This window comes from Kovacikia sp. CALU 1929, assembly GCF_056784235.1.
Window position 1 is genome coordinate 1 of record NZ_JBXBCF010000111.1, and the last position, 25,091, is coordinate 25,091.

Consider the following 25,091-nt stretch of genomic DNA (forward strand, 5'->3'; position numbering starts at 1 on the left):
CCATCATCAATGGCATCTTGTGGATTCTCAGAACGGGTGCCCCCTGGCGCGACTTGCCGAGTCGCTAGGGGTCGTGGTCAACTGTTTCTGGACGGTTTTACCACTGGCGCAAAATTGGCTTATGGCAGCAGATATTGAGCACCGTTGAGAGCCAAGCCGATGCCGAAGGTCAGCTCAATTGGGCTATCCCTTTCGTAGATGGCAGTGTCATCCGTGCCCCCCAACATGCGGCAGGGGCAAAAAGGGGGGGCTAGACCCAGAGGCAACGCTCTCTGCCCTGGAGCAAGTACAGAGTCGGGAGGCGTTAGGACGCTCTCAAGGTGGCTTTAGCACCAAAATTCATCGGCGCTGTGATGGCAACGGCTGACCGATCACGTTTCGACTGACCGTCGGCGAACGCCATGAAACGGTGGTCTTTGAGTCGTTGATGGGGCAAGGAGCGGTGAAACGCTCAGGAGCGGGACGACCTCGTTTGCGACCGCAACGGGTGAGTGGGGACAAAGGTTATAGTAGGGGCAAAATTCGTCGCTATCTCCGACGGCGCGGCATTCGCCTTACCATTCCGCGCAAAGACAACGAACGTCACAGAGGTAGGTTTGACAAGTCTCTCTACCGTGAGCGCAACCGGGTGGAGCGATGTTTCAATCGGTTGAAACAGTATCGTCGCATTGCCACTCGCTTTGAAAAGAAGGCTGAAAACTACCTAGCCATGCTGACTCTAGCCTCGATCATGATGTGGCTATAGTTTTAAAACAGACCCTAGTAATCGTAAGGATTTTTCGGTTCAGGAATCTCTTTAATTGTTTTCGCTACAATTACAAGCTGGCGTTTTTCTGACAGGGTTTCAGTGACCATTTCCCCTTCAATTTCCAACCACGCATCAGGCTTATAAGGATCACGATTTTGAGGCAGTTTGACTGGCATACTAACCGGGTAAACATCTGCCGCACAGCAGGTAATCACAAAGCGAGAGATGAGTAAATACTGACTGGAAAGATTGGGTGGGTAAATCACAAACCCCTGAACCCGTGCCTTTTGACCGGTGTAAGCGTCCGGTTCTGGATAAACGGTCAATGTCCGAATCCAGTCCACCAGGGATTTATCTTCGGTCTTTTCAGCCCCCCGAAACGCCTGGGGTCTAACTCGCGTTACAGTCAACGTATCCGTTGCCCCCCGATCCAATGCGGTCTGGCTGGCAAAGGCACGGGGTGTAATCACCATTCCCAGAACTGCGATCGCCAGCAGCAGCAGACTCCCAAATCCGGGTGGAAACACTCTGAGATGTTGTGCCACCGTCCCCCCACCTCGAACCGTTGAGCGTCTTGCCTGCCGCATTAACATCAGTCCCTTTAACCCAGCCACCACTATCAGCGCAATTCCAGCCACTACCGTCAGCCACATATAGCTGGGATGGATCAGTAGATAGAGTTTGCCACTAGCCCAGTAATTCAGAAACAAAACCCCCCAGGCAGCGATCGCCAGTACATCCAGCCAGGGGGAAAGGGTGAGAAGAAGACGTTTCATGCTAGCTAACATATAAATTCACAATCAACGTCAGCACAAATGTTAACTGGGCTGCCAGGGCAAATAGGTAAAAAATAGCTCTGGGTTTGAAGATGGACAGCATTAAGCCCACGGCTTTCAGGTCAATCATGGGACCAAAGACCAGGAATGCCAGCAGGGAACCTGTGGTAAAGGTGGAGGCAAAGGAGAGGGCAAAGAACGAATCAACCGTCGAACAAATTGACACGACTGCCGCCAATAGCATCATGGCAAGAATCGAGGTGACGGGTCCCTGTCCCAAACTCAAAATAATTTCGCGGGGAACAAAAACCTGCACGATCGCCGCGATCGCACTGCCCAAAACGAGCACTCCGCCCAGTTCTCGAAACTCCTGGACGGTATTTTCTAACAGCAAATTTAACTTATAGGACAGGGGTTTGCCTGCTGTACTCGCTGCCACCATCGTTGCCTGAAGCTCGGCCACATCGGCTCGTCCGGCTTGCCCTGGCTGATTCAACCAATACGTCCCGGACTGGAGGAGAGGGGAAGATTGGTCGGTCAGAGATGAGGGGGCATCCAGCCGCCCCCTTTCTCCTCTCTCGTCTTTCTTCACTGGTATTGCCCTTGCCACCGCTGGTTGGAGCATGGGGCGTAGATCCTTTTGAACACTGAAAACGCAGCCAACAATCGTTGCGATCGCCAGCGAAAACCCAATTCGCATAAACACAACTTCTGGCTGGTCACGAAATGCTGTCCAGGTTGCCCAAAAAACGATCGGATTTATTGTCGGAGCCGCCAACAGAAACCCAATGGCAACCGAAGAGGGCACCCCCTGCATCAACAATCTGCGGGCAACCGGCACATTGCCGCATTCACACACCGGGAATAAAAAACCGATGCAACTTCCGACAAAGGCACCTAACAGGGGATTCTTGGGCATCATCCTGACCAGTTTGCGTTCATCCACAAAGAACAGAAGCACACCGGAAAACAGCACCCCTAAGAGCAAAAAGGGAACTGCCTCTACCAGCAGGCTCAAAAACAAAGTAAACGCATTGTTCAGTTGGTTCGGATTCATGCGTACAGAGATCCCATCATCCAGGTCATTCTATCTAAAGAGTCACCACTCTATCGGAATGTTGAGGGATTTGTCCATCTGACTACAGATGCTATTTTCTAACTCGCGATAGAGTAAAAAATCGATCAAAATGCTATTTGAAGATGGGTGGATCAAAATGCGATCGCCTTGTCAATCTGCACATCCACTTAATTTAGTTTATTTAACTAGTCAGAATTGTTACTTGAAACGTTGAATTTATTCAGGCAAAGCTCAGTTAGAAAGGTGTTTTGGTGGAACAGTAGATAGGTTTCGTTACAGAATGGATCATAACCTGGGTAATGATCCCCACCTTAATGAGAAGTCTTGATAAAACCATCCTGGGAGAGATGGGCGATTAAAACTGAGTGCGCTATATTAGCTACGAAGTGACTTGAAATCATACCCTGATTAACTGCAATTGTTTTACACATAGCAGATTTCAAGGGTAGGCTTGTTTAGATTCATTAACATATCCTGCATCTTCCATTCGCAGGAGTTTTTCATCAGTGGGTAGCCTAATCTGAGATTGTTTTAACAGTCAATCCCTGTTAAGCAATGTTTCAGAACGGAGGAACCAAACTTTCAGGGGCTAATCTCAACTTCCTTGAGAGAGACACCTTCCAGTCTTAGCCCGTCAGCTAACTCCGTCGGCAATGGGAGGAGTACCCAAGACTATCGCTTTTACAGCATTGGTCATTGGTGCCTCCGGAAAGACCGAAGACCTTCGGACAGGTCTATTGTGTCTATGACCTAACCCACCTCTCCTTAACCCTAATTTTGAGAGGTTTTTAATTGTGAACATTTCGCTCATGCTTGCCCGTCTTGAAAGTGCCTTGGGTCGTAACGATCTGACTGAGCAGATGGTGCTTATTCCACCTAAAAAGTCAGGTGGTAAATCGTTTCCTGAGAGTTTGACCTCTAAAGATTTGCATTTTGTCGTTGGTTACAATGGTTCTCCTCGCAGCCAGACAGCCTTAGATCTGACCCTGTGGATTGCCCATCAGACTCGGTTAGCAACCCATAAGCAGGTGACTGTTCAAGTCGTTTATGTCGTTGATTTGAATGATGAATGTGGGCAGCCACGGCTCCAAACAGTCGCATCTGGGCTGACGAATAGCCGGGAAATGGGCGGCTACCGTCAAAAACGATCGCTGGCTCGTCCGGGTGGGGCGATCGCCGAATTGACCTCCCCGGCTCACCTTTCCACGACCCAACAAACTTGTCGGTTTGACCAGTTTGAGCAGGCAGATCGGATCCTATGGCAAGCGCGCAATCTCGCAGAGGAATGGCGCGGTTCCCTTGAAACTCATTTGCGCTTTGGACAGGTAGCAGAGGAACTGCGGACTGTAGTGGAAACAGAGTCCGCTACGCTGCTGGTTTTGGGCTGTGAATCGACTGATAATGCTATCGTGCAGCAACTAGATTCTGATTTTCCCTGTCCAGTTTTGGGAATTCCATCGGTGGTGTAATAGACTGCGGCATAAGTTCAGCAACCCTTGTTCAGTCAGTACGAAGGGCTGAGTGAGAAGTGCGAAGTAAGTCAGCTTAGCGGGTATGCTTAATGCGATCGATTTCCTGCTGAAGGTCTTCTATCTGGCGACGCAGGTTGTCAACTTCTGCCTGAGTTTCCGAGGGTTTGGTGGCGGTTTTTGCCTCAACATCAACTGAGCCTTCCGCTCCAACCCGGTGATAGTTGCCAGCCTTAATCTGACGATATTCTTCGGAGGTTGACCACTCCTTCAAGAAAATGGCACGTTCGACGGTAAAGGGGTGGGTCATGAAAATTCCCTGGGACAAGTTGTTATACAGCAGAAATTTGTAGACCTGGTTCATTCCATCCTGGTCAAGTTCCTGGTAGCGCTCAGATTGGCGGATAAACTCGTCCAGGCTCAGTTCATGGGCATGCTGGCTGCTTCCCCCTGCCATTTTCATCATGGAATTCATGACCGGCTTCAGGTCATCCATCACCAGTAGGGAAGCGCGATCGGCAGACAGTTCAGCTTTCCGCAGCCATTCATAGAAAGCCATTAGCAAGCCGGTAGAGATCAGCTCACTCAAACCAAAGGTCATTCTTGACAATCCAGAAATTGCCAGCGTTGTCCAGATTGCCATCTGGATCAAAACCGAGTGACCACACTTGATGTGACCCAGTTCGTGGGCAATCACCGATCTCAGTTCCACTTCATTGAGTAAATCCAGCAATCCAGTATTGATGGTAATGCAGGGATGTTCCCGCCCCAGGGCAAAAGCGTTAACCAGAGGATTTTGAGAAACAAATAGGCTTGGCTCTGGGTGGATGTCCAGATCGCGCAAGCATTCTCGAAAGATTTGATAGATGTTGGCATACTGGCGTGGTCCCACCTGGATGCTGCTACCCATATGAAACACAAACTGGGGTCGTTCAGCTAAAAATTCCACAAATTTACTGGCAACCAGGTCAAACCCTGGCACGTTTCGCAAGGCTTGTTCTGCCTGCTGATCAAGCGGGTGTCGGAAAGCTTCGCTAGAAATTCCAGTGTAGGTAGGCATAGGTTAATTTTGTTATCTTGCTGATCTTTTGTATCGTATTAGCCTGTTTGTAGCAGCCGTTCAGCCCATAATTTCTGGAAATCCTCACTCACATTTAGCTATGGCTAGTTTCCATCGCCCCCGATTAGTCATATTGTCTACTGCGATCGCGGCTGGAATTGCCTTAATTGGGTCAATTTCTCTGGCACATGCCTGCCCTTTCAGTGGGAAAAAGCTGTCCAGTCCGGTTAACCATCCGGTGGGACTATCTGACGAGTCAGGTAGCTCTGTTCGCTCAGATAGATTTGCCCTTTCCGCTGATCGGTTCCAGCCCAATAGCAGTGAGCGAGGGTTGATGCCGTGGGGTATCGCCGGATCTATTGCCAGTGTGGGACTGGTTGCCGCGGGTGTTGCTTACAAAACCTATCGTTCGCATCGTTTGGATGCGGTTACTGATGAAGTTTTGTTTGATCATCCCCATCTGGAACATCCAGAGCTGTCGCTGACTTTTCTTCCTAAGGAGGCGTTTTCCTGTCAGTTCGATCGGAAAGAGCCTATCTTGAACCGTTAATCGTCGTCTAGCTAATGACGCGATCGATTTCATTGCGTTTGGTTGTTGACAAATTCTCCTTGGTTGTGTGCGGAAATACCCTCTGGCGTTAAGCTGGAGGGGTTTTTATTGGGGAGTAAGTTTTGCTCAAAGAGACAAGTTTAAGCGTACCGATTCCACAAGAATTAGCAGGCTCAGAATTAACGACCAAACCCTCCCCCACCTGGCGTTTCAATCACAAACACATCGCCGGGATGCATTTCGACTTCTGCCTTACTGGTAAGGGGTTCCACAGTGCCATCCTGACGTTCGACTGAATTACGTCCCGTTGCACCGGCGGTTCCCCCTTCTAAGCCAAAGGGTGGAACGACTCGATGACTGGACAAAATCGCTGCGGTCATTGCTTCCCGAAATTGAATGCGCCGAATCACGCCATTGCCGCCCTGGTGGCTACCCTGTCCTCCACTGTGGGGACGAATCGCAAACTCCTGTACCAGAACTGGAAATCGCCATTCCAACACTTCGGGATCGGTCAGCCGTGAGTTGGTCATGTGGGTTTGCACGGCATCGGTTCCGTTAAAGGTTGCCCCAGCACCGGAACCCCCACAAATGGTTTCGTAATACTGGTACTGGTCATTGCCAAAGGTGAAATTGTTCATGGTGCCTTGGGAGGCAGCCATCACACCCAGCGCCCCATAGAGGGCATTGGCGATCGCCTGAGAGGTTTCCACATTGCCTGCCACCACCGCCGCCGGATAGTGGGGATTCAACAGGCACCCCTCTGGAATCACAATCTTTAACGGTTTGAGGCAGCCTGCATTCAGCGGAATATCATCCTCAACCAGGGTACGAAACACGTAGAGTACCACCGCTTTGCAAATTGCCAATGGTGCATTCAGGTTGGTGGCTTGTTGCGGTGAAGTGCCGGTGAAATCGATGCAAGCAGAGCGATCGCGGTCATCAATTGTGATTTTGACTTGAATCTGACTGCCATCATCCATTGGGTAGGTGAAGCTGCCGTCCTTTAACACATCCAGCACACGCCGGACTGCCGCTTCTGCATTGTTCTGAACGTGCTGCATATATACCTGCACCGTTGCCAGTCCATAATGCTCTACCATCCGTTGGAGTTCCCGCACCCCCCGTTCATTGGCGGCAATTTGGGCTTGCAGATCGGCCAGGTTTTGCACCGGATTTCGCACCGGATAGGAACCAGCGCTGAGCAATTGCAACAGTTCTGCTTCTCGAAATCGTCCTTGCTCCACAATTTGAACGTTATCCAGCAACACCCCCTCCTGGTCGATCGCCGTACTGTAGGGTGGCATAGAACCCGGCGTAATGCCGCCAACGTCGGCGTGGTGTCCCCGCGAAGCGACGTAGAAGAGGGGAGAGGGGGGAAGGGGTGAGGGGGAGAGAAAAACAGGAGTGATAACGGTGATATCGGGGAGATGGGTACCACCGTTGTAGGGATTGTTTGAGGCATAGGCATCACCGGGTTTAAGGGTATTGCCCTTTGCCTGGATTAAACTACTCACACTTTCACCCATAGAACCCAGATGAACTGGGATATGGGGCGCATTGGCAACTAACTGTCCTTGCTGGTCAAAAATGGCGCAGGAAAAGTCGAGCCGTTCTTTGATGTTGACCGAGTAACTCGTATTTTGCAGCGTGATGCCCATTTCCTCAGCGATCGCCCGCACCAGGTTATTAAAAATCTCTAACAAAACCGGATCCGGTTTAGAGTGCAGGGAAACGGCAGAGGAACCGGGAGAAATAGCATCATGACCAGTTTCTTCCTCGTTCCCCTGCTCCCCTCTCCCCCCATTCCCCTGATCCCGCTTCAGAATTAAATGGTTACGGTTGGTCAATTCTGCCGACCATCCCGGTTCGATCACGTTCGTGCCTGTTGGTTCAATGATCAGAGCCGATCCCGTGATGCAATCGCTAGGTCTGAGGTCACTGCGCTGATAGACAGGGGTACTCCACCAATTCCCTTTGGTATAGACTTGTACGGTCGTAATGGGTTCGAGGGGGTTTGTTCTGCCCACGGGCAGCACGGGTTCCTCGAGGCTGCTGGTTTGTCCGATCGCTTCGATCGAAACCGCTTCTACAATCAGCGCCTTACCTGGCATGGTAAAGCTATACCGCTGCTGGTGTGCCTGTTCAAATTGGGAACGCATGGCTGCTGTATCGCCAAAATCCACAACTAAGGCAGAATCCGTTCCGGCATAGCGGAGATGAACCTTCCGCAAAACGTGAATGTGGGATTCATCAATCCCCTGTTGTCCAATTTCAGCCCGACCCTCAGCGGCGATCGCCTCCAGCATTTGGGTTATTGTGGGCAATGCAGTTTCGGTTAATGCCGCTTCCACTGCCTGTTCTTTTAGGGATCGCACATCGGCTAGTCCAATCCCGTAGGCAGACAACACCCCCGCATAGGGATGAAGGAAAATCTGAGTCATGCCCAGCGCCTCGGCAATCAAACAGGCATGTTGTCCCCCGGCACCCCCAAAGCAACACAGCGTGTACTCGGTTATGTCATAACCCCGTTGAATCGAGATTTTTTTAATAGCGGTCGCCATTTTATCGATCGCGATCGCGAGAAACCCCGCTGCCACCTGCTCTGCCGTGCGGCGATTGCCTGCTTTTTGGTAAATTTCAGCGGCAAGTTGGCTAAACTTCTGTCGCACAATTTCACTATCCAGGGGCAGGTTTCCTGCTATCCCAAATACCGCTGGAAAGAAGTCCGGCTGGAGCTTACCCACCATCACATTACAGTCCGTCACCGTTAACGGTCCCCCCCAACGATAACAAGCTGGACCCGGATAAGCTCCGGCTGACTCTGGTCCCACTCGATAGCGAGAGCCGTCAAAAACCAGAACGGATCCCCCCCCCGCTGCCACGGTATGAATCGACATCATTGGCGCACGCAACCGGACTCCCGCGACTTCCGTTTCAAAGGTGCGTTCATACTCACCATTAAAGTGGGAAACATCGGTGGAAGTGCCCCCCATATCAAAGCCAATAATCTGGTCAAACCCCGCCATTGCACTCGTTTTCACCGCTCCCACAATGCCGCCTGCTGGACCGGATAGAATGCTGTCTTTTCCCTGAAATCGCTGGGAGTCGATCAGTCCACCGTTAGATTGCATAAAGAGGAGACGGGGGGTTGAGAGTTGAGAGTTGAGAGTCCTACCCCGTAACTCCCCATCCTCCCATGCCCCCATGCCCCCATCCCCGACGAACTCTCTGGCAACTTGCTCGACGTAGCGCCGCAAGATGGGGGAGAGGTAGGCATCGACAACGGTGGTATCGCCCCGGCTGATGAGTTTCATCAGGGGACTGACTTCGTGGGAAACGGAAACCTGGGTAAATCCGATGTTGCGAACGATCGCGGCAATCTGCTGCTCATGGTCAGGATAGCGGTAACCGTGCAGGAAGGCGATCGCGCAGGCTCGGATACCGTCATCATAGGCAGCTTGCAGGGATTGCATCAGAGCATCGTTGATTTGAACCGGGAGCCATTCTTCGCCCTGAGCGGTATACCGTTCCTCGACCTCAATTACTCGCTCGTACAACATTTCCGGTAAAACAATCTGACGGGTAAAGATATGGGGACGGTTTTGATAGCCAATCCGCAACGCATCCCGGAAGCCTTTAGTAATCAATAGCAGGGTGCGATCGCCCTTCCGTTCCAGCAGGGCATTGGTGGCAACGGTTGTCCCCATTTTGACCGCTGCAATTTGTTCCGTCGGGATAGGCTGGTCGGAGGGAATTCCTAAAATATCTCGAATGCCTTGAATGGTTGCATCCCGGTACCGTTCTGGGTTTTCGGACAGCAGTTTGTGAATCATGATCGCACCATCAGGACTTCGTGCCACCACATCCGTAAAGGTGCCACCGCGATCAATCCAAAACTGCCAGCGCCCAGGGAGTTCATGGCTTGAAGGAGGATTCTGTGCAGGGTCAGCAGGTAACATTCTGGTTCCTTAGAAATTTTGTCAAACAAAAATAGTACACTTTCAGCTTTGAGATGCTAGAATAACGGTTGAGATGAATATCGGTGAAGTTTTTGTTTCTAGTATTGACGAGTTTTTCACGTTTTGTATTGGCAGGCTTCTCTCCGAGATCTCATTCTTTACGTTCATTTGATTTTGGAGATAGCTGAATGTCGATTTATGTTGGTAACCTGTCCTATCAGGTTACAGAAGCTGATGTAACCTCTGTTTTTGCTGAGTATGGCTCTGTAAAGCGGGTTCAGCTTCCCAGCGATCGCGAAACGGGTCGTATGCGCGGCTTTGGTTTCGTTGAAATGGGTACCGATGATGAAGAGCAAGCAGCGATTGATGCGCTGGATGGTGCTGAATGGATGGGGCGTGACCTGAAGGTTAACAAAGCAAAACCCCGAGAAAACAGAAATTCCTTTGGTGGCGGTGGTCAGAGACGCGATAGCTTCTCTCGCAGCTATTAGTAGTTCCTGATAATTAATTCCGTCAGGTTTGCTTACAGATTGATTTAGAAAAACCGTTCAGGCACTTATCCTGGACGGTTTTTAGTTTAGTGTGGTGTGCGAACACCAACTGCTTTTATGGGGAAAAAGTGCCATGCCCTTGCAGGAAAGGACATGGCACCAATCAATAACCGATACAGTACTTTATACCTGAGCAGCTTCCTCGGCAGTCTCTCCTTTCCGCTTGCGCAAAGCACCCAATCCCAACCCGATTAGCCCTGGTAGGAGGGCAGGTGTGGGAATTTCCTGAACATTGAAATTAGAAATAGTTGCACTTGCACGACCGAATCTATTGTCTGAAGTCTGAACTTCAAACCCAAAGCTGTCACCCAGGGCAACATTGAAGGACGCAAACCCATTTTGAGTGTCAGGACCGAAGTTATCGGTAAGCTGAGTAAAAACTCCATTCAGAATATAACCAAATGGATCAAAAGAAGGACCGTCTATATCTCTGGTCAAGTAGTTCCAGTTAAAGCTCACCAGTCCAGCATTGGCTGCGGTGGTCAGGTAGTTGGTCAACCCAAAGGACCCAGATCCATTGTTTCCGCCGATTAGTTCGATGGAGTTGGGGACACCAGTAGTATCCACAGAGCCATCGGCGTTGGTGTTGGTTAAGGTGAAATCAGCCGGTGCATAGGGAGTTATAAACCCCAGTGCGTGGGCAGGCTCAGACAGGGCAAGACTGAACCCGCTGATAGCCGCTCCAGCCGCAACCATGAGCGAGGTTTTCAGAAGTGTGGATGTGGTCATAGAACAATGTACTCCAAACAAAGAAAGGTGAACGGTAGGAGTACCCTGAAATGAAACTATTGAGATGTTTGAACTGGAACGTGATCGTAGCTAGATGCGACAAAATGCCCTGAAAGGAAGCAACTCACATTTTCTACACATTTCAATCAAGATGCCAGTATTTTCACTGAAAATTATACTCTAACCGTTGCGTTCTCATAGGATGTAATGGAAGTATAAAGATTTCAATAAATATACGGAATCCTGATACAGACCCATCTTCGCTAACCTTGCATATAGAACGCTTTGAAGCAGAATCCAGTTAAAGTTCCACTAACCCATATCCGTATAATCGTTTACCCTGAGTACGGAATCAGGCTGGTTCCGGTTGTTTTCTAATTTAGTCGTTTACTTCAACACTCAATGGATTGGTTTCAAGAAGCTCAAAAGCTCACCGAGACAGCACAAGAGATTGTTCAAGAGTCCATTCAAAACTTTCATGAGTCAGTTAATCAGGCTCAGATAGTTGCTTTCGAGATTGGTGTTTCTGGAACTGCGATCGCCGATGCGTTGAAAGATCTGCCTAAAACCGTTGAAGAGTTAGCCAGGGAAATGCCCAAAATTGCCTTACGGCTGCAAAGGCGAGCTGGAGTGAGGGTTGGGGAAGCTCCGCGATCGGATGCGGATGTCATGAAACTATTTGAAAAAATTCCGGGAACCACCAAATTGGGTGCAAACGAAACGAAAATTCGAGAGTTTTTGGCAGACAAGCACGGTAGCCACATCATCTCCCGCCAGCAGGGAGGTTCCAACGGAGCTGATAATATCCTTTGGGAGGTTGGGGCAGACAATATCCGGCGAGGAGCCAGAGTCATGACTGGTGGGGAACAGCTTTATATCCGCTTTTACAACGCTGTAGACTCTATCCTCAAGAACTCTGGCACGATCGCGAAGCTGGGAGTCACCACGGTTGGCACAGCCGTCTTGACCCAAACCGTTGTAACGGCGGTTGCTTACGCCCTTGACCTCTATCGAGGTGACATCACCGTGGAGGAATTTCGCGATCGCGTCATTGCCACTGCTGTGAGTACTGGAATTGCAACTCCCATCTTTTTTCTAATCTTCATTGCCATCCTTGCCGTCTTCCCAGAGTTGACCTTACTGCTTTCTGCACCCGCTGTTGTCGCAGGCTTCAATGCCTTGTTTGGAGTTGGGATTGCTGTTCCCATTGTTCAATCCCTGATCCGTCATATGGAGGCGGGTGGTTTTGCAGAGGAAATGCGGTTCTTGCCGATGGAATATAGCAATTCTCAATTCAGTGGAGTACACACCCATTAAGGGAGTCAAGGGAATCGAGGGGGCAGGGAAGCAATTGAATGGGAACCACTATAAGGGTAGGTTCCCCCTGCGCTAGACCCACACTCCACACCCTGACTCAAGGGGAGCTACTTCACCAGTGCTTTTTGATAGGAGTTTTGCAGGATCAGCCAGGGCGGAGTTTGGAGTGCGAAGTAGGTCAGCGAATTCACATTCCGCCTGGGAGTGCTAGTGCAAGAAAGCGCCAACGATACCAAGTTCTCCACTATCTATCTTCGGTTAGATAGTATTCCTACCTTAAGGTAGGAGTGATTTGATAAACCCAACTGATAATTTTAGAACAGGTAAACGAGATGAAAGGACGCGCTTATCGCAGTTCCTGAATCACTCAAAACAATTTTGGATCACAATAAAGGATACAAAACTATGAACATTCTTGCTTGGATTATCTTGGGTCTTATTGCTGGTGCGATCGCTAAAGCGATTTATCCCGGTCGTCAGAGTGGTAGCATTCTGGGCACCCTGTTACTAGGGATTGTAGGTGCATTTATCGGCGGTACGATCTATACGCTGTTGACGACAGGTTCATTCGTGCTCACCTCGGCAGGGCTGAGCTTGGGTGGTGTGGTTGTTGCGGTGATTGGTGCAATCATCGGCTTATTCCTGTACTACTCTTTTATGAACCGCCGTGTTTACTAAAAAGTTGAGTGGTTTTAGCAGTCCTCTTGGTTAAGTCAAGATGACTGCTTGCTTAAAAAGATAAAAAGACAGCTTCTGCATTATGGGAGGCTGTCTTTTTGCATAAAGGGTGTGATTAGCCTTTCAACCGTTCCAGGAGAGTCGCGATCGCCTGCTCTTTCTGCGGATCCTTTCCTTGAGCGTACTCAACCGAAAATGGCACCACCACATCAGGAACCACTCCTTTCCCTTCTAACCGCTGATCGCCATTGACATAGACATCGGCAACCGCAACATAAAGTAAACTGTTATCTTGCATCAAAAATGGGCTTCCAGCAACAACGTAACCAGCCGTTTGGGTGCCCACAACAGGTCCAATCTGGTACTGCTGAAAGCCAAACGCCAGAATTTCCTTGGCACTGCGGCTTCCCTCATTCACCAACATAACTACAGGTTTGTTCCATTGTCCGTAAGACGTGTAGCGTTTGCCGTTACGGGGAATGCTGGTAATGCTTAGATCCCGCTGCTTTGAGTAGATATTGAGGGCGGTTAGGGGCGCACCACCCCATCCGTCTCGCAAGTCTAGCACCAACCCATCAGCACTTCTGAGGCGACCATAGATCAGATCTTCTTCCAACTGTTGCTGATACTGGTCTCCAGCATAGGACCAGATATGCACATAACCCAGCCGTTTTCCATGACGCTGAATGATTTGGGTGCTGGCTTTTTGAGCATCCAGAAACATTGTCGTGGTGTCCAACATGGCTGGAGTCACGGAGACATCCTGCTGACTGTCAGGATCTGACGTGCTTTGAATTCGCAATTTCACAGGTTGACCTGCTTTGTCAGCAAAGGACTGGATGGGATGGAATGGTTGGTCATCCGCACTCAAGATTTGATCCCCGACCTGCAAGCCAGATTGAGCGGCGGGACTGCCATCAAAAATTGCACGAACAAAAGTTTTACCCTGGCTTTCTTTGGTGACGATGCCAATGCCACTGTATTCAATTTTTCCTTTTGGCAAAAAAGTTTTGACGGCTTTTTCTAGCTCCTGCGATCGCGGTACAAAAATGCCTAATACCTGGTAGTAAGCCGGTTCTTCAGGAATATAGTAGTAGGTGTGGGAGGTGTTGAGTTCACCCAGCATTTGATTCACCACTTGAGCAAATTCTTTTTTTGATTTTGCTTGCGTCGCCTGGGGTTCATAGCGTTGCCGCATTGCCTTCCAATCCACTCCATTCAAATTGGGGTCGTAGAATCGCTGATTCACGGTCTCCCAAATTTGAGTAAATAGCTCTGTTTGAGAATTCGTTGCTGGAAACAGGGGCGAAATAAAGCTGAACAGGAACAGGAGTGAAAGGCTCAACAGGGCGGCGATCGCCCAATGGCGACGGGAGAATATCAATCGTTTCATGCCGATTTATTCACCATTTTTTTGGGTTGGGCTTTCTAAGGTAGCGATTTCCAACCCCATTTGCCCATCTCCCATACCCGGTGCCCGACTCCTTCCCTGTCCATTGGCTATGGCAACAAGGATGTCTTTGTTAAATTCAGGTAATCAAATGTATATGAAAAAACCTATTGTCATCAAAGTTTAAGTATTTTCCAGCCTATTTCCTCACAAAGATAGATATGAACCAGAATCATCATCCTTTAATCTCCTAAACGGAGATTAATTGTGTAACAAAGAGAACCTCTCTGTTCAAGTCATAGAAAAAATTCCTTTGTGCAATTCAAATATGAGATTAATCTCTATATAGATCACTGAACTTCGGGTGATTGACCTTCAACTTTGAGCTTAGAGCGTGTTTGACGCTAAAGCACCAAGGATTTAGAGGGTTCAAAAGCCTAAGTTCATCATCTAATTTCCAGAGAAGTCGCTTACTTGAGGAAAAATGAGCATTACCTGGTTAAATGGGGTGCCGATTGACAACTTTAAAGTACCCTTTCCCCAACTTGTGGAGTTGCCAACCCTCCTGGCACAGGTAGATACCGTATCGCCCGCAACCAGTCCGGGTGGCACTGATGTCTTCCGAACCATTACAACAGATCTTGGTACATCCGTACCTAATCTCGTGCGAGCTGTCATTATTTTGGTTATTGGCTGGTTGCTCTCTTTACTGATTGCAGCCTTGGTCCGCAGTGTATTGAAACGGACTCAAATCGATAATCGTTTAGCGAACTGGGTTTCGGGTCGTTCAACGTCAGCAGAGTCTCCCCCGATTGAGAAGTGGATTGCCAGTGCGGTCTTTTGGCTGCTCTTTGTTTTTACAATTGTTGCCTTTCTGCAAGCCCTGCAATTGACGGCGGTTTCTGCCCCGTTGAATAACTTTCTGAATCAGATTATTGGGTACCTGCCTGCCCTGGTAGGAGCATTGTTGCTACTGGCGATCGCCTGGTTGCTGGCAACGGTGGTAAAGCTGATTGTGACGCGATCGCTTCAGGCATTTGGAATTGATGAGCGGTTAGGTCAACATCTTGAACCCCCTGCTCCATCGACCGATACAGCCACAATCCCTCCCCCGTCTGTAACCTCAGAACCAACCACACCTCCTGGGGATAGTTTTTCCCTCAGCGAAACCATTGGCAATACCCTCTATTGGTTCATTTTTCTGCTGTTTCTGCCCTCTATCCTGAATACATTGGGCTTACAGGGAACATTGCAGCCGATTCAGGTGGTGCTGAATGATATCTTGTCTATAATTCCTAACGTGCTAGCGGCGATCTTGATCAGTGCCGCTGGTTGGTTGATTGCCCAGGTGGTGCGCCGGATTGTGACTAACTTTCTAGCCGCCGCCGGAGCTGATCGTGTCGGTGCCCGGTTTGGACTGGCTCGCACCCCCAGTAACCGCTCTCTGTCCTGGATCATTGGCACCCTGGTGTTTATCCTGATTTTGATCCCGACAGCGATCTCAGCCCTCAATGCACTACGGATTGAAGCAATTTCTGGTCCAGCCATCAACATGCTGAACCAGATTTTGAATGCATTGCCGCAAATTTTCACCGCAATTCTGATTCTGATCGTTGCCTACGTGATTGGGCAGTTTTTAGCAGAGTTAGTGACCAATATCCTGTCTGGCTTGGGATTCAACAACATCTTTTACTGGTTAGGGCTAAAATCTGAACCCTATACCGCTACAACTCCTGAAGTGCCCCCTGCCCAGCCGGAAGGAGTGACACCGGGGATACCTTCCCCCACGGCGGTTCCCACCAAAACGCCTTCGGAAGTGGTGGGTATTGTGGTCTGGATCGGGGTCATGTTGTTGGCTGTGATCGCCGCCATCAATATCCTGAACATCGAAGCCCTGACTAGCGTATTCACTGGCATTACGGTAATCTTTGGTCGCATTATTGCAGGCTTAATTGTGTTTGCCATTGGTTTATACCTGGCAAATCTGGCATTTAATCTCATTGCCAGTTCGGGTGGTCGTCAAGCAAGGATTTTGGGACAAACAGCTCGAATTGCCATTATTACCCTGGTATCTGCAATGGCACTCCAGCAAATTGGGGTAGCCAGCGATATCATCAACCTCGCGTTTGGCTTACTCCTGGGCGCGATCGCCGTTGCGATCGCCCTTGCCTTCGGTCTGGGAGGGCGCGACATTGCCGCCGAGCAACTGCGCGAATGGCTAGCATCCTTCCGTCGGGAAGATCTGGGACGGTAAGGGGAAAGGGGAAAGGGGAAAGGGGAGTGCTGAGATGTTAATTCGTCTGGTTTAGACCTCCGAGGTTTTCAAAACCTCGGAGGTCTGGAGGCTTATTAAGGTATGCCAATCCTCCCCCCTTTGCCCCTCCTCCCTCACTCCCTCACTCCTCTCTGATGCGGCTCCATTAGACCTGCCATATCAGGACCCAACGGAATAATCCCACCTGGATTGAGGGGAAACAGGTTGCCATAATACTCTTGTTTAATCGCTTCCAGACTGCAAGTGTCTGAAACACCAGGAATCTGATAGAGGTCGCGCAGGTAGGCACCCAGGTTTTTGTAGTCCTGAATCCGGCGGCGATTACATTTAAACAGCCCGTAGTAAACAATATCGAAGCGAAATAGGGTAGTAAACAGGCGCACATCTGCCAAGGTGACGAGATCGCCACACAAATAGCGATTGGTTTCCAGGGCTACTTCAATTTCATCCAGGGTAGAAAACAGCTCTCTACAGGCTTTTTCGTATGCCTCCTGGGTTTGGGCAAAGCCGCAGCGGTATACTCCGTTATTCACGGTTGGATAAATTTTGTCGTTCCATTGATCAATCTTTTCTCTCAGTTCGGCTGGATACAGATCCAGGTTAGGGTTCTGGGCAAACTCGTTCAACTCCGAGTTCAGCATCACAATAATTTCTGAACTTTCATTGTTGACAATCGCCCGCGTCTCCGTATCCCACAGCACCGGAACCGTACAGCGCCCAGTGTAGCCCGGTCGTGCTTTCGCGTAGAGTTCAGCCAGGGTTTGGCACCCTTCTTCTGGTTGTTTGAATACCCAACCGCCCTCAATCGGAGAAGGAGACACAACCGTTACAGAAATAGTGTCCTCTAATCCTTTCAGTGCCCGTGTCACCAACGTCCGGTGTGCCCAGGGACAGCCCAGCCCCACGTAAAGCTTATACCGTCCGGCAGATGGGGCGTAGGGTTCCGTTCCGATGAAGCTGCGGAATTGACTATCGGGTCGAATGTACTCTCCTGAAGGATTACGCGGGGCGAGTTTTGACATCATCAAATGCCACATCGTCGTCCAAACAAACTTGCCGGTTTGGATAATTAATTTGGGGGGGAGAGCTTTTTTCATTGTTGGGTGGCGGCAGGTTGGGTTCGCCCAGATAGTTTCTTCTTCAGCTTGCCAACGATTCGCTTCAAATTCAACTGCATCAAGCGAAGTCTGGTTAAGTTTGAAATATTGGCTGGATGATGCGTTTGATGATCAAAAAACTCATTGATCTGCTCCAGAATGATAGTGAATCGCTGAGTAATGTTTTCAAGTCGGTATTCTGCCAGAACGGATTCAGAGAGTGGAGAAAAGGTAGGATGGGCGATCGCCCTTAAAATTCGCTGTACATCATACTCTCTGGAATAGCCTGCAATTTTGTAGCAGTTGAATCCGGGGTCTAAATAGTCAGAAAGCCCACCATTCACACTAGAGAAGACCTGACAACCACAGGCTAAGGCTTCCATGGGTTGTAGCCCAAATCCTTCGCTGACTCCTTGCTGTGCCCAGTATTCCGCAGAGTCATACAGATAGACTTTAGCCCGATTAAACAATTTCTCTAGATCATCCACGTAGGAATCCACTACGCAAACCTGACACTGACGTTGAAGCGCTGGAATTAACACCTGCATTAAATACTCGGATGATTTGCGGGTCTGGACTAAAACATCAATGTCTCGTTCGAGGTTTAAGTTGCAGAACTCATCAGAAATTTGATTGGGCAAATAGTAAATCAATGAGTTTGGCGATCGCTGCCCCCAATACCCCATCGTGTTGCGGCTGACGGTGATGATGGGAATTTTTGCAGATAGTCGGAACCCGTACCCGGCACTGTGAGCATGGTAAATCACGTTGCAATGGCTCAACCGGGATGCCAGTTTAGCCACGTCAAACCCCCAGCTAATCACAAAAATAAGACTGTCTAGATTCTGCTGCCGTAGAACATCATCTAGAAACAGCACCCCTTTTTCTCGCTGGCGGTAGGTCACCACCTCAGCACTGCAAATTTTACGGGCAATGTTGAGGGTCTTTAGCTCTGCCCACAGTCCCCCACAGGCAAATTTACCCCCCGTTCCGGGTACTAAAAAATAAAGTGTTCGCATGAAATGACTCTCCACCGTGCGATCGCCCATCAGGTTGCGTTGAGGTTTTTTGGACGGGTTGAAATCCCGCTCAAACTAGCCTCACAAGCCCCCTACCCGCCCAAAGAAAAAGACAGACTAGTAGGTTAGCTTACCTGATCTGGTACCCTTGCTTTCACTCGGTAGAGTCTGGGATAAATTTACTATGCACCATTCCTGACATCTGATACCGGACACCTCTGAACTTAGTCTTAACCATTCACAGCCTGGGCTTCCCGGTCCCGGTAGTCGTCAATAGCAACCGTTTTGGCTGCGATCACGGCTGGCTCTTCCTCATTCAGCCAAAATTTCAAATTATGGCCCTCCACCACGACTTCTCCAATTGATGTCGAGATATAAAGTTTGCCCTGGCGGAACTTTAAGACTTCCCGCAGGTCAGGGCGCATGGCTGTATTTCCCTGACTATCCCTGTCATGATTGCTAAGAGGTTGTGGAGCGGCAGGGGGAGCCATTTGTTGAGGCAAATCCCTGGCAACGAATGCATTCCGTCCGGGAGATTGGCGAAACACAGGCTTATGGGGAACGTTCGCTGAATTTGCCAGGGTAACAGGAACCGAGTTTTCTGGTGTTTTCTCTACAACTTCATTCGATTCTTTGCTTAACCAGACAACCGATTCCCCTCCCTGGTACACAAACTCAGACACCAACGTGGTGACAAACAGATTTCCGTGACTACAAACCATGTCCCGCACCGGATACCAGGTATCACGGCAAAAGATTACCAGATTGGTTTGGATGCTGTTGCGGTTACCATGACGGGCATGGGTCCACCATTCTTTCCACAAAAACCTGGCTTCAGCACAGTTCAGTTTATAACCTTCAGGAATTTCGCGTTGCTCATAGAGCATGATTCCTGACTTTTCAGATCCATTGATTGGAATAAAGTGATTTTGAACCAGGATTTGATGTACCAGGTTCCAGTACTCAGAACCCTGGCGCAGTGCTACCGTAGGAACCTCTTTTGCCATCTTGATGGATGCAATTAAGCCACCTCGCTTGGCGAGCAGTTGGATAGAGTCAAAAGCAGGCTCTATTCTAAGGCTTTGGTTGGCAGCGAGGGTTCCTTCTCGCTTAACAAACTGAAGAATTAAGGCAGCATCATCAAGTATGTTCATAGCTGGCAGGTAGACTGTAATCGCTAGACGTTCACAGAAGCATTGGAAATACGGCAATCCCAATATCAGTTGTGAAACTGAAGATGAGGAAAGGAGAAGTCCTACAAATTAAGGTTTTGTCTTAATTAGTTCCGCCAGCGTAGTGGTTTGTCAACTTTGTGTTTGTGAGTCTAGGATAGGCAAGGGGTGGTTACTTTGGGGTTTTCGACCCTCAAAATAATTCTTGACATACCACTAATCTCTGCTGGGGAAATTCAATTGCAAAAACTGAAAACGCCGATATGTGACTTGGACTCTTGGTCACCAGTCACCGTTTCTCTGCGTCACAATTCTGCGCCGCTATTGGGTTGAATCTGTGGGGGCTTTAATGAGGTTAAACACTTTGCAACGTTGAAGTTTCACACTAAAACTGAAAGTTTTACTGAAACCCAAAACTGAAAGTTTTACTGAAACTCAAAACTGAAAGTTTTACTGAAACTCTCTGCAAGAGTTTAACTTAAGACAAGGGGGGCAATAGGTACGAATCGAAATGTCAAAAGGATTTCCTATGTACAATCCTAGAACCTTGTAGAAGGCTTGATCTCCACTTCACTTAGTCTTTGCCAAGATCTACTTGTTTCTGAGCCAACGATGAAGTTGGATTTGGAGAAGGATAGAGGGTAGGGATAAGTATTATTGACTATTTGCCTGGTTAGCCCAGGTATGCCTGTTTCACTCGTTCGTCATTTAATAACTGGGTAGCTTTGCCGGTGAGGGTGATGCGTCCGGCTTCCAAAACATATCCCCGGTCAGCGTGTTGTAAGGCAAGGTGGGCATTCTGTTCAACCAGTAGGATGGTTACGCTGGTCATGTGCAGGTTTTGAATGATTGAGAAAATTTCGCGGACGATCGCCGGAGCCAGTCCCAGGCTCGGTTCATCCAGCAGCAGCAGTTTAGGGCGACTCATGAGGGCGCGGGCGATCGCCAGCATTTGCTGTTCGCCGCCGCTAAGGGTACCTGCCAATTGATTGCGCCGTTCTGCTAGACGGGGAAAGGTGCGGAGCTGATATTCGATATCCGACTTGATGCTGAGGCGATCCGATCGGGTATAAGCACCCAGTTCTAAATTATCAAGCACCGTTTGGCGAGCCAGGATGCGTCGTCCTTCAGGACTGTGAGCAATGCCCATTTGCACAACTTTATGTGCCTGACAACGGGTAATATCCTGCCCGTTGTAGAGGATTTGCCCTGCGCGGGAATTGACAATGCGAGAAATTGCCCGCAGTGTCGTACTTTTACCGGCACCGTTTGCCCCAATCAACGTAATGACTTCGCCGGGGTAAACCGTTAAATCGATCGCCTGCAATGCCTGGATACCGCCATAGTTAACGCTCAGTTGTTTAATTTCCAGTAAAGGGGCAGAGTTTTGCACAGGATTCATAATTAATACGATTTACCGTCGCTGCCTAGATACTCGCGATAACCACAGATTTTGTCACCTCGAACATCGAAAGCAATGGCGATCCGATTTTTGTAAGGTTCTCCACGCATCAAACCTTCGCTCCGAAGTTCAAAGATGACGGTGGTTTCATTACTGGTGATGCCGTCCAGGGTAATGGTTAAGCCCGGTTGAAAGGTATCTGAGACATATTGAAAGAACTCGGCGGCACGGTCTTTTCCCGTATTCAACCCGTGGTAATGACCGACGGGAAACCAGAATGCAAAATCAGGGGTCAGGAGGTTGAGGAATGGCTCCCATTCTCCTGATGCGAGACCGTGGGTAAATTGCTGAAAAGCGTAATCTGCGGTTTCCAGGGTTTGCGATCGCGTCTCTGGCATGGTTGACTCCTTCACCCTTTACTTCACCCGTTAAATATTTCATCCCAAAACACAGGGATGCAGTACTGCCCTTGCATTTGCCTATCCTCATTCTGCTCCCAAGTATGCCTCAATGACTGCCGGGTCATTTCTCACCTGGGCTGGATCGCCCAGTGCCAGAAGTTGACCAAAATGTAGAACGGCGATGCGATCGCACAGTCCCATCACCAGGGGAACATGATGCTCGATCAGTAACACGGTTAGATTGAACTGATTCCGAATGGTGCGAATGAACTCGCTTAACTGGTGTTTTTCATTCGGATTCATCCCTGCGGCGGGTTCATCTAGCAGGAGGATTTTAGGTTCCAATGCCAGGGCACGCGCAATTTCAAGCCGTCGCTGGTCACCGTAAGAGAAGTTGCTGGCGGTTTCCTGGGCGCGATCGCTCAGTCCAACCAACTCAAGCAATTCCATTGCCTTTTGCCGAATTTGGATTTCTTCCTGGGGGGCGGGTGGCAAACCCATAACTCCGGTAAACACATTACTGCGAGTATGCACATGTTGGGCAATCATGACATTCTCCACCGCTGAAAGATTGCTAAATAGCCGAATATTTTGAAAGGTGCGGGCAATTCCCTGGTTAGCAATTTGAAACGGACGCAACCGGGAAATGTCTTTCCCTTCCAACAGCATTTGTCCACTGCTCCGTTGAATCAGCCCAGTGATCAGGTTAAACAGAGTCGTTTTACCTGCCCCATTGGGACCAATCAGCCCAAAGATTTCCCCCCGGTGCACCCGAAACGAAACCCGATTCACCGCCACCAGCCCGCCAAATCGACGGGTCAATTCTGTCGCTTCCAAAATGGGGCGATCGCCAGGTTCGAGTGCAACGAGTTGGGGCTGGGTCATGGGGGGGCTGGATCCGACAGAAGAAAACTCAATCTGTAAAACTAATCATTATTCTCCTATGAAAATAGGCAGTGGGGGAGGGGATGGGAGAGGAGGAGAAGGAGAAGGGAGCCAGAACTCCTGTTCCCTCGCCCCTTGGGAGAGGGCTAGGGTGAGGGCAGAGTTGGGGGATGCCCAGAAGGTTTATTGATACTGCACTAGTTTCCGCTTTACTTTCCTCAACTGGACACTTTAACTCTATAAAGGTTAAAAAAAACGCAGTATATTACGGTAGCTGCGTAGGAGTTGGGTCACATGTGTGGAATTGTTGGCTATATCGGCACCCGGATGGCAAGTGAAATTCTTTTGGAAGGGCTACGCAAGCTTGAGTATCGTGGTTACGACTCTGCCGGGATTGCGACGGTGCTGGAAGGGCAGATCCATTGTGTGCGGGCAAAAGGTAAACTGCACAATCTGCAAGAAAAACTAGAAGGAGAAATTAATCCATCTCAAATTGGGATTGGTCATACCCGCTGGGCAACCCACGGCAAACCAGAGGAGTATAATGCCCATCCTCACATGGATACTGCTCGACGCATTGCAGTAGTCCAGAACGGGATTATTGAAAACTATCGAGAGTTACGGGAGCAGTTAAAAGCCAAAGGACATGAGTTCCGCTCTGATACTGATACGGAAGTGATTCCCCACTTAATTGCAGAGTGTCTAAAGGGAATCAGGAGTCAGGAGTCAGCAGCCAGGAGTGAAGGAGTGGCGGAGTGGAAAAGCAGAGAAGTCACCCACACCCCACCACCCCATCTCCCCATCTCCCCATCACCCTTGCTCGAAGCCGTTCGTCAGGCTGTGACTCAACTCAAGGGGGCATTTGCGATCGCCGTCATTTCCGCTGACTATCCCGATGACCTGATTGTTGCCCGCCAGCAGGCTCCGCTGGTGCTGGGCTTTGGGCAGGGCGAGTTCTACTGTGCATCTGATACACCCGCACTGGTGCCCTATACACGGGCAGTGTTGCCCTTAGACAACGGCGAACTGGCACGGCTGACTCCTCTGGGAGTTGAAATTTACAGCTTTGAAGGGCAACGGTTGAAGAAAACTCCCCGCACGTTGAACTGGAACCCTGTGATGGTAGAAAAGCAGGGCTTCAAACACTTCATGCTGAAGGAAATTTATGAACAGCCGGGAGTGGTGCGGGCATGTCTGGAGGCTTACTTTGACATTGCGTGGAGTGCATCTCACCCAACTCAGTCTCCTGTCCGGTTAAATTTGCCGGAGGCATTTTACACGGATCTGCAACATATTCAGATTGTGGCTTGTGGCACAAGCTGGCACGCCGGACTGGTCGGTAAGTATTTGCTGGAACAATTGGCGGGAATTCCAACCCAGGTGCAGTATGCCTCGGAATTTCGCTATTCCCCCTCACCCCTCACCCCTCACACGCTTACGATTGGGGTAACGCAGTCAGGGGAAACGGCAGATACTCTAGCAGCCCTGGAAATGGAAATGCGACGGCGATCGCACAAAACATCCGAGTTTCAGGCGCATTTGCTAGGCATCACCAACCGTCCCGAAAGTTCCCTGGGAAATCTGGTGCCCCACATCATTGATACCCATGCCGGAATTGAAATTGGTGTGGCAGCAACCAAAACCTTTGTAGCCCAACTGATGGCATTCTATGCCCTGGCGATCGATCTGGCATTCCGTCGCCAGTCTGTTTCACTAGACCAACTGGAAAAAATTCTGCAAGGGCTGCGCCAACTTCCGGCTGAAATTGAAATGATTTTGGAAAGTCAGGAACGCTACATTGAGGAACTGGCACACGATTTTGCTGAAACCCAGGATTTCATCTTTTTAGGACGGGGCATCAATTTCCCGATCGCCCTGGAGGGTGCCCTCAAACTGAAGGAAATCAGCTACATCCATGCGGAAGGCTATCCGGCTGGCGAAATGAAACATGGACCGATCGCATTGCTGGATGCGAAAGTTCCAGTAGTGACGATCGCGATGCCAGGAACGGTGTTTGAAAAGGTGCTCTCGAATGCCCAGGAAGCCAGAGCAAGGGATGCCCGTTTAATCGGAGTCACCCCAATGGATGAACAGGAAGCGGCAGACACGTTTGATACCCTGATTCCCGTTCCCCATGTGGATGAGATCTTGTCACCGATTGTGACGGTGATTCCCCTGCAACTGCTGGCGTATCACATTGCGGCGCGGAGAGGCTTGGACGTAGACCAGCCAAGGAATCTCGCCAAAAGCGTTACGGTTGAATAGTTGAATATGGAAATGGAAAAAACTTTATCTGGAAACGATCAATAATCCTTGTCAGGAGAACTTGTAGCGGTAAGCCATTGATCGAGTGATTGATTTCAGTATAAGCGATCGCAGCCATTTGTGTGATATTTCCATCAATGGCTCAGCAATTCTCATTATGGAAATTCAACTGGTATTCGGTGGGATATTTAGCTCTAGTCCTTTAAGCATGAAGGTGAGTAAATGATCCCAACTATCGAAATATATGTAACGAGTTAAAGCCCGCAGATC

Annotated in this window: 21 protein-coding genes and 1 riboswitch; of the genes, 9 read left to right on the forward strand and 12 right to left on the reverse strand. The window is 49.5% G+C overall.

Translation table 11 applies throughout. The features are described 5' to 3' along the window. Positions 1–370 precede the first annotated feature (370 nt). Positions 371–745: an IS5 family transposase gene (locus AC1S52_RS31095; RefSeq protein WP_482032951.1), complete on the forward strand. Its 375-nt coding sequence runs from the start codon at positions 371–373 to the stop codon at positions 743–745. 14 nt (positions 746–759) lie between these two features. On the opposite strand, the gene AC1S52_RS31100 is transcribed toward AC1S52_RS31095, so the two are convergent. Both AC1S52_RS31100 and AC1S52_RS31105 read right to left on the reverse strand, forming a co-directional pair. After that, entirely contained in the window at positions 760–1,524 is a 765-nt protein-coding gene (locus tag AC1S52_RS31100) for a TIGR03943 family putative permease subunit (protein ID WP_482032931.1), read from the reverse strand. A 1-nt stretch (position 1,525) separates the two neighbouring features. Continuing rightward, positions 1,526–2,581 carry a permease gene (locus AC1S52_RS31105; protein WP_482032932.1) on the reverse strand — a complete coding sequence of 352 codons (1,056 nt, stop codon included), beginning with the start codon at positions 2,579–2,581 and terminating at the stop codon, positions 1,526–1,528. A 553-nt stretch (positions 2,582–3,134) separates the two neighbouring features. Beyond that, a riboswitch (cyclic di-AMP (ydaO/yuaA leader) is annotated at positions 3,135–3,267 on the forward strand. 129 nt (positions 3,268–3,396) lie between these two features. Between AC1S52_RS31105 and AC1S52_RS31110 the strand changes: the two genes are divergently transcribed. Next, complete coding sequence (locus tag AC1S52_RS31110; protein WP_482032933.1) at positions 3,397–4,071, forward strand: universal stress protein; 675 nt, start codon at positions 3,397–3,399, stop codon at positions 4,069–4,071. A 76-nt stretch (positions 4,072–4,147) separates the two neighbouring features. On the opposite strand, the gene AC1S52_RS31115 is transcribed toward AC1S52_RS31110, so the two are convergent. After that, positions 4,148–5,131, reverse strand: a complete 984-nt coding sequence (locus AC1S52_RS31115; protein ID WP_482032934.1) for a M48 family metallopeptidase — start codon at positions 5,129–5,131, stop codon at positions 4,148–4,150. Positions 5,132–5,231: 100 nt separating this feature from the next. Here AC1S52_RS31115 and AC1S52_RS31120 point away from each other — a divergent pair, with 100 nt between their 5' ends. Further along, a complete protein-coding gene (locus AC1S52_RS31120; RefSeq protein WP_482032935.1) occupies positions 5,232–5,681 on the forward strand; it encodes a hypothetical protein in 450 nt (149 codons plus the stop codon). Between the two features lie 179 nt (positions 5,682–5,860). Here the strand turns inward: AC1S52_RS31120 and AC1S52_RS31125 are convergent, their stop codons facing one another. Continuing rightward, on the reverse strand, positions 5,861–9,640 hold the full coding sequence (locus AC1S52_RS31125; RefSeq protein WP_482032936.1) for a hydantoinase B/oxoprolinase family protein: 3,780 nt from the start codon (positions 9,638–9,640) through the stop codon (positions 5,861–5,863). Between the two features lie 188 nt (positions 9,641–9,828). Between AC1S52_RS31125 and AC1S52_RS31130 the strand changes: the two genes are divergently transcribed. Then, entirely contained in the window at positions 9,829–10,131 is a 303-nt protein-coding gene (locus tag AC1S52_RS31130; RefSeq protein WP_482032937.1) for an RNA recognition motif domain-containing protein, read from the forward strand. Between the two features lie 183 nt (positions 10,132–10,314). On the opposite strand, the gene AC1S52_RS31135 is transcribed toward AC1S52_RS31130, so the two are convergent. Next, entirely contained in the window at positions 10,315–10,920 is a 606-nt protein-coding gene (locus AC1S52_RS31135) for a PTPA-CTERM sorting domain-containing protein (RefSeq protein WP_482032938.1), read from the reverse strand. Between the two features lie 402 nt (positions 10,921–11,322). Between AC1S52_RS31135 and AC1S52_RS31140 the strand changes: the two genes are divergently transcribed. Continuing rightward, positions 11,323–12,237 (forward strand): HNH endonuclease, encoded by a 915-nt coding sequence (locus AC1S52_RS31140; protein WP_482032939.1) that lies wholly within the window; start codon positions 11,323–11,325, stop codon positions 12,235–12,237. Between the two features lie 405 nt (positions 12,238–12,642). After that, positions 12,643–12,915, forward strand: a complete 273-nt coding sequence (locus AC1S52_RS31145) for a GlsB/YeaQ/YmgE family stress response membrane protein (RefSeq protein ID WP_482032940.1) — start codon at positions 12,643–12,645, stop codon at positions 12,913–12,915. A 115-nt stretch (positions 12,916–13,030) separates the two neighbouring features. Here the strand turns inward: AC1S52_RS31145 and AC1S52_RS31150 are convergent, their stop codons facing one another. Beyond that, positions 13,031–14,308, reverse strand: a complete 1,278-nt coding sequence (locus tag AC1S52_RS31150) for a S41 family peptidase (protein ID WP_482032941.1) — start codon at positions 14,306–14,308, stop codon at positions 13,031–13,033. 481 nt (positions 14,309–14,789) lie between these two features. On the opposite strand from AC1S52_RS31150, the gene AC1S52_RS31155 reads away from it, so the two are divergent. Continuing rightward, positions 14,790–16,559: a mechanosensitive ion channel gene (locus AC1S52_RS31155; RefSeq protein ID WP_482032942.1), complete on the forward strand. Its 1,770-nt coding sequence runs from the start codon at positions 14,790–14,792 to the stop codon at positions 16,557–16,559. A 134-nt stretch (positions 16,560–16,693) separates the two neighbouring features. Here AC1S52_RS31155 and AC1S52_RS31160 read toward each other — a convergent pair whose 3' ends face one another. Then, on the reverse strand, positions 16,694–17,677 hold the full coding sequence (locus AC1S52_RS31160) for a glutathione S-transferase family protein (protein WP_482032943.1): 984 nt from the start codon (positions 17,675–17,677) through the stop codon (positions 16,694–16,696). Next, positions 17,674–18,696 (reverse strand): glycosyltransferase, encoded by a 1,023-nt coding sequence (locus AC1S52_RS31165; protein WP_482032944.1) that lies wholly within the window; start codon positions 18,694–18,696, stop codon positions 17,674–17,676. Before AC1S52_RS31165 ends, AC1S52_RS31160 begins: the two co-directional genes overlap by 4 nt. A 3-nt stretch (positions 18,697–18,699) precedes the next feature. Here AC1S52_RS31165 and AC1S52_RS31170 point away from each other — a divergent pair, with 3 nt between their 5' ends. Then, a complete protein-coding gene (locus AC1S52_RS31170; RefSeq protein WP_482032945.1) occupies positions 18,700–18,825 on the forward strand; it encodes a hypothetical protein in 126 nt (41 codons plus the stop codon). A gap of 101 nt (positions 18,826–18,926) precedes the next feature. Here AC1S52_RS31170 and AC1S52_RS31175 read toward each other — a convergent pair whose 3' ends face one another. The 4 genes from AC1S52_RS31175 to AC1S52_RS31190 form a co-directional block, all read right to left on the reverse strand. Next, positions 18,927–19,850 carry a hypothetical protein gene (locus AC1S52_RS31175; RefSeq protein WP_482032946.1) on the reverse strand — a complete coding sequence of 308 codons (924 nt, stop codon included), beginning with the start codon at positions 19,848–19,850 and terminating at the stop codon, positions 18,927–18,929. A gap of 691 nt (positions 19,851–20,541) precedes the next feature. Then, on the reverse strand, positions 20,542–21,270 hold the full coding sequence (locus AC1S52_RS31180; protein ID WP_482032947.1) for an ABC transporter ATP-binding protein: 729 nt from the start codon (positions 21,268–21,270) through the stop codon (positions 20,542–20,544). 2 nt (positions 21,271–21,272) lie between these two features. Continuing rightward, complete coding sequence (locus tag AC1S52_RS31185; protein WP_482032948.1) at positions 21,273–21,683, reverse strand: nuclear transport factor 2 family protein; 411 nt, start codon at positions 21,681–21,683, stop codon at positions 21,273–21,275. 72 nt (positions 21,684–21,755) lie between these two features. Next, a complete protein-coding gene (locus tag AC1S52_RS31190; RefSeq protein WP_482032949.1) occupies positions 21,756–22,556 on the reverse strand; it encodes an ABC transporter ATP-binding protein in 801 nt (266 codons plus the stop codon). Between the two features lie 294 nt (positions 22,557–22,850). Here AC1S52_RS31190 and glmS point away from each other — a divergent pair, with 294 nt between their 5' ends. After that, complete coding sequence (glmS, locus tag AC1S52_RS31195) at positions 22,851–24,821, forward strand: glutamine--fructose-6-phosphate transaminase (isomerizing) (protein ID WP_482032950.1); 1,971 nt, start codon at positions 22,851–22,853, stop codon at positions 24,819–24,821. The last annotated feature ends 270 nt before the right edge of the window (positions 24,822–25,091 follow it).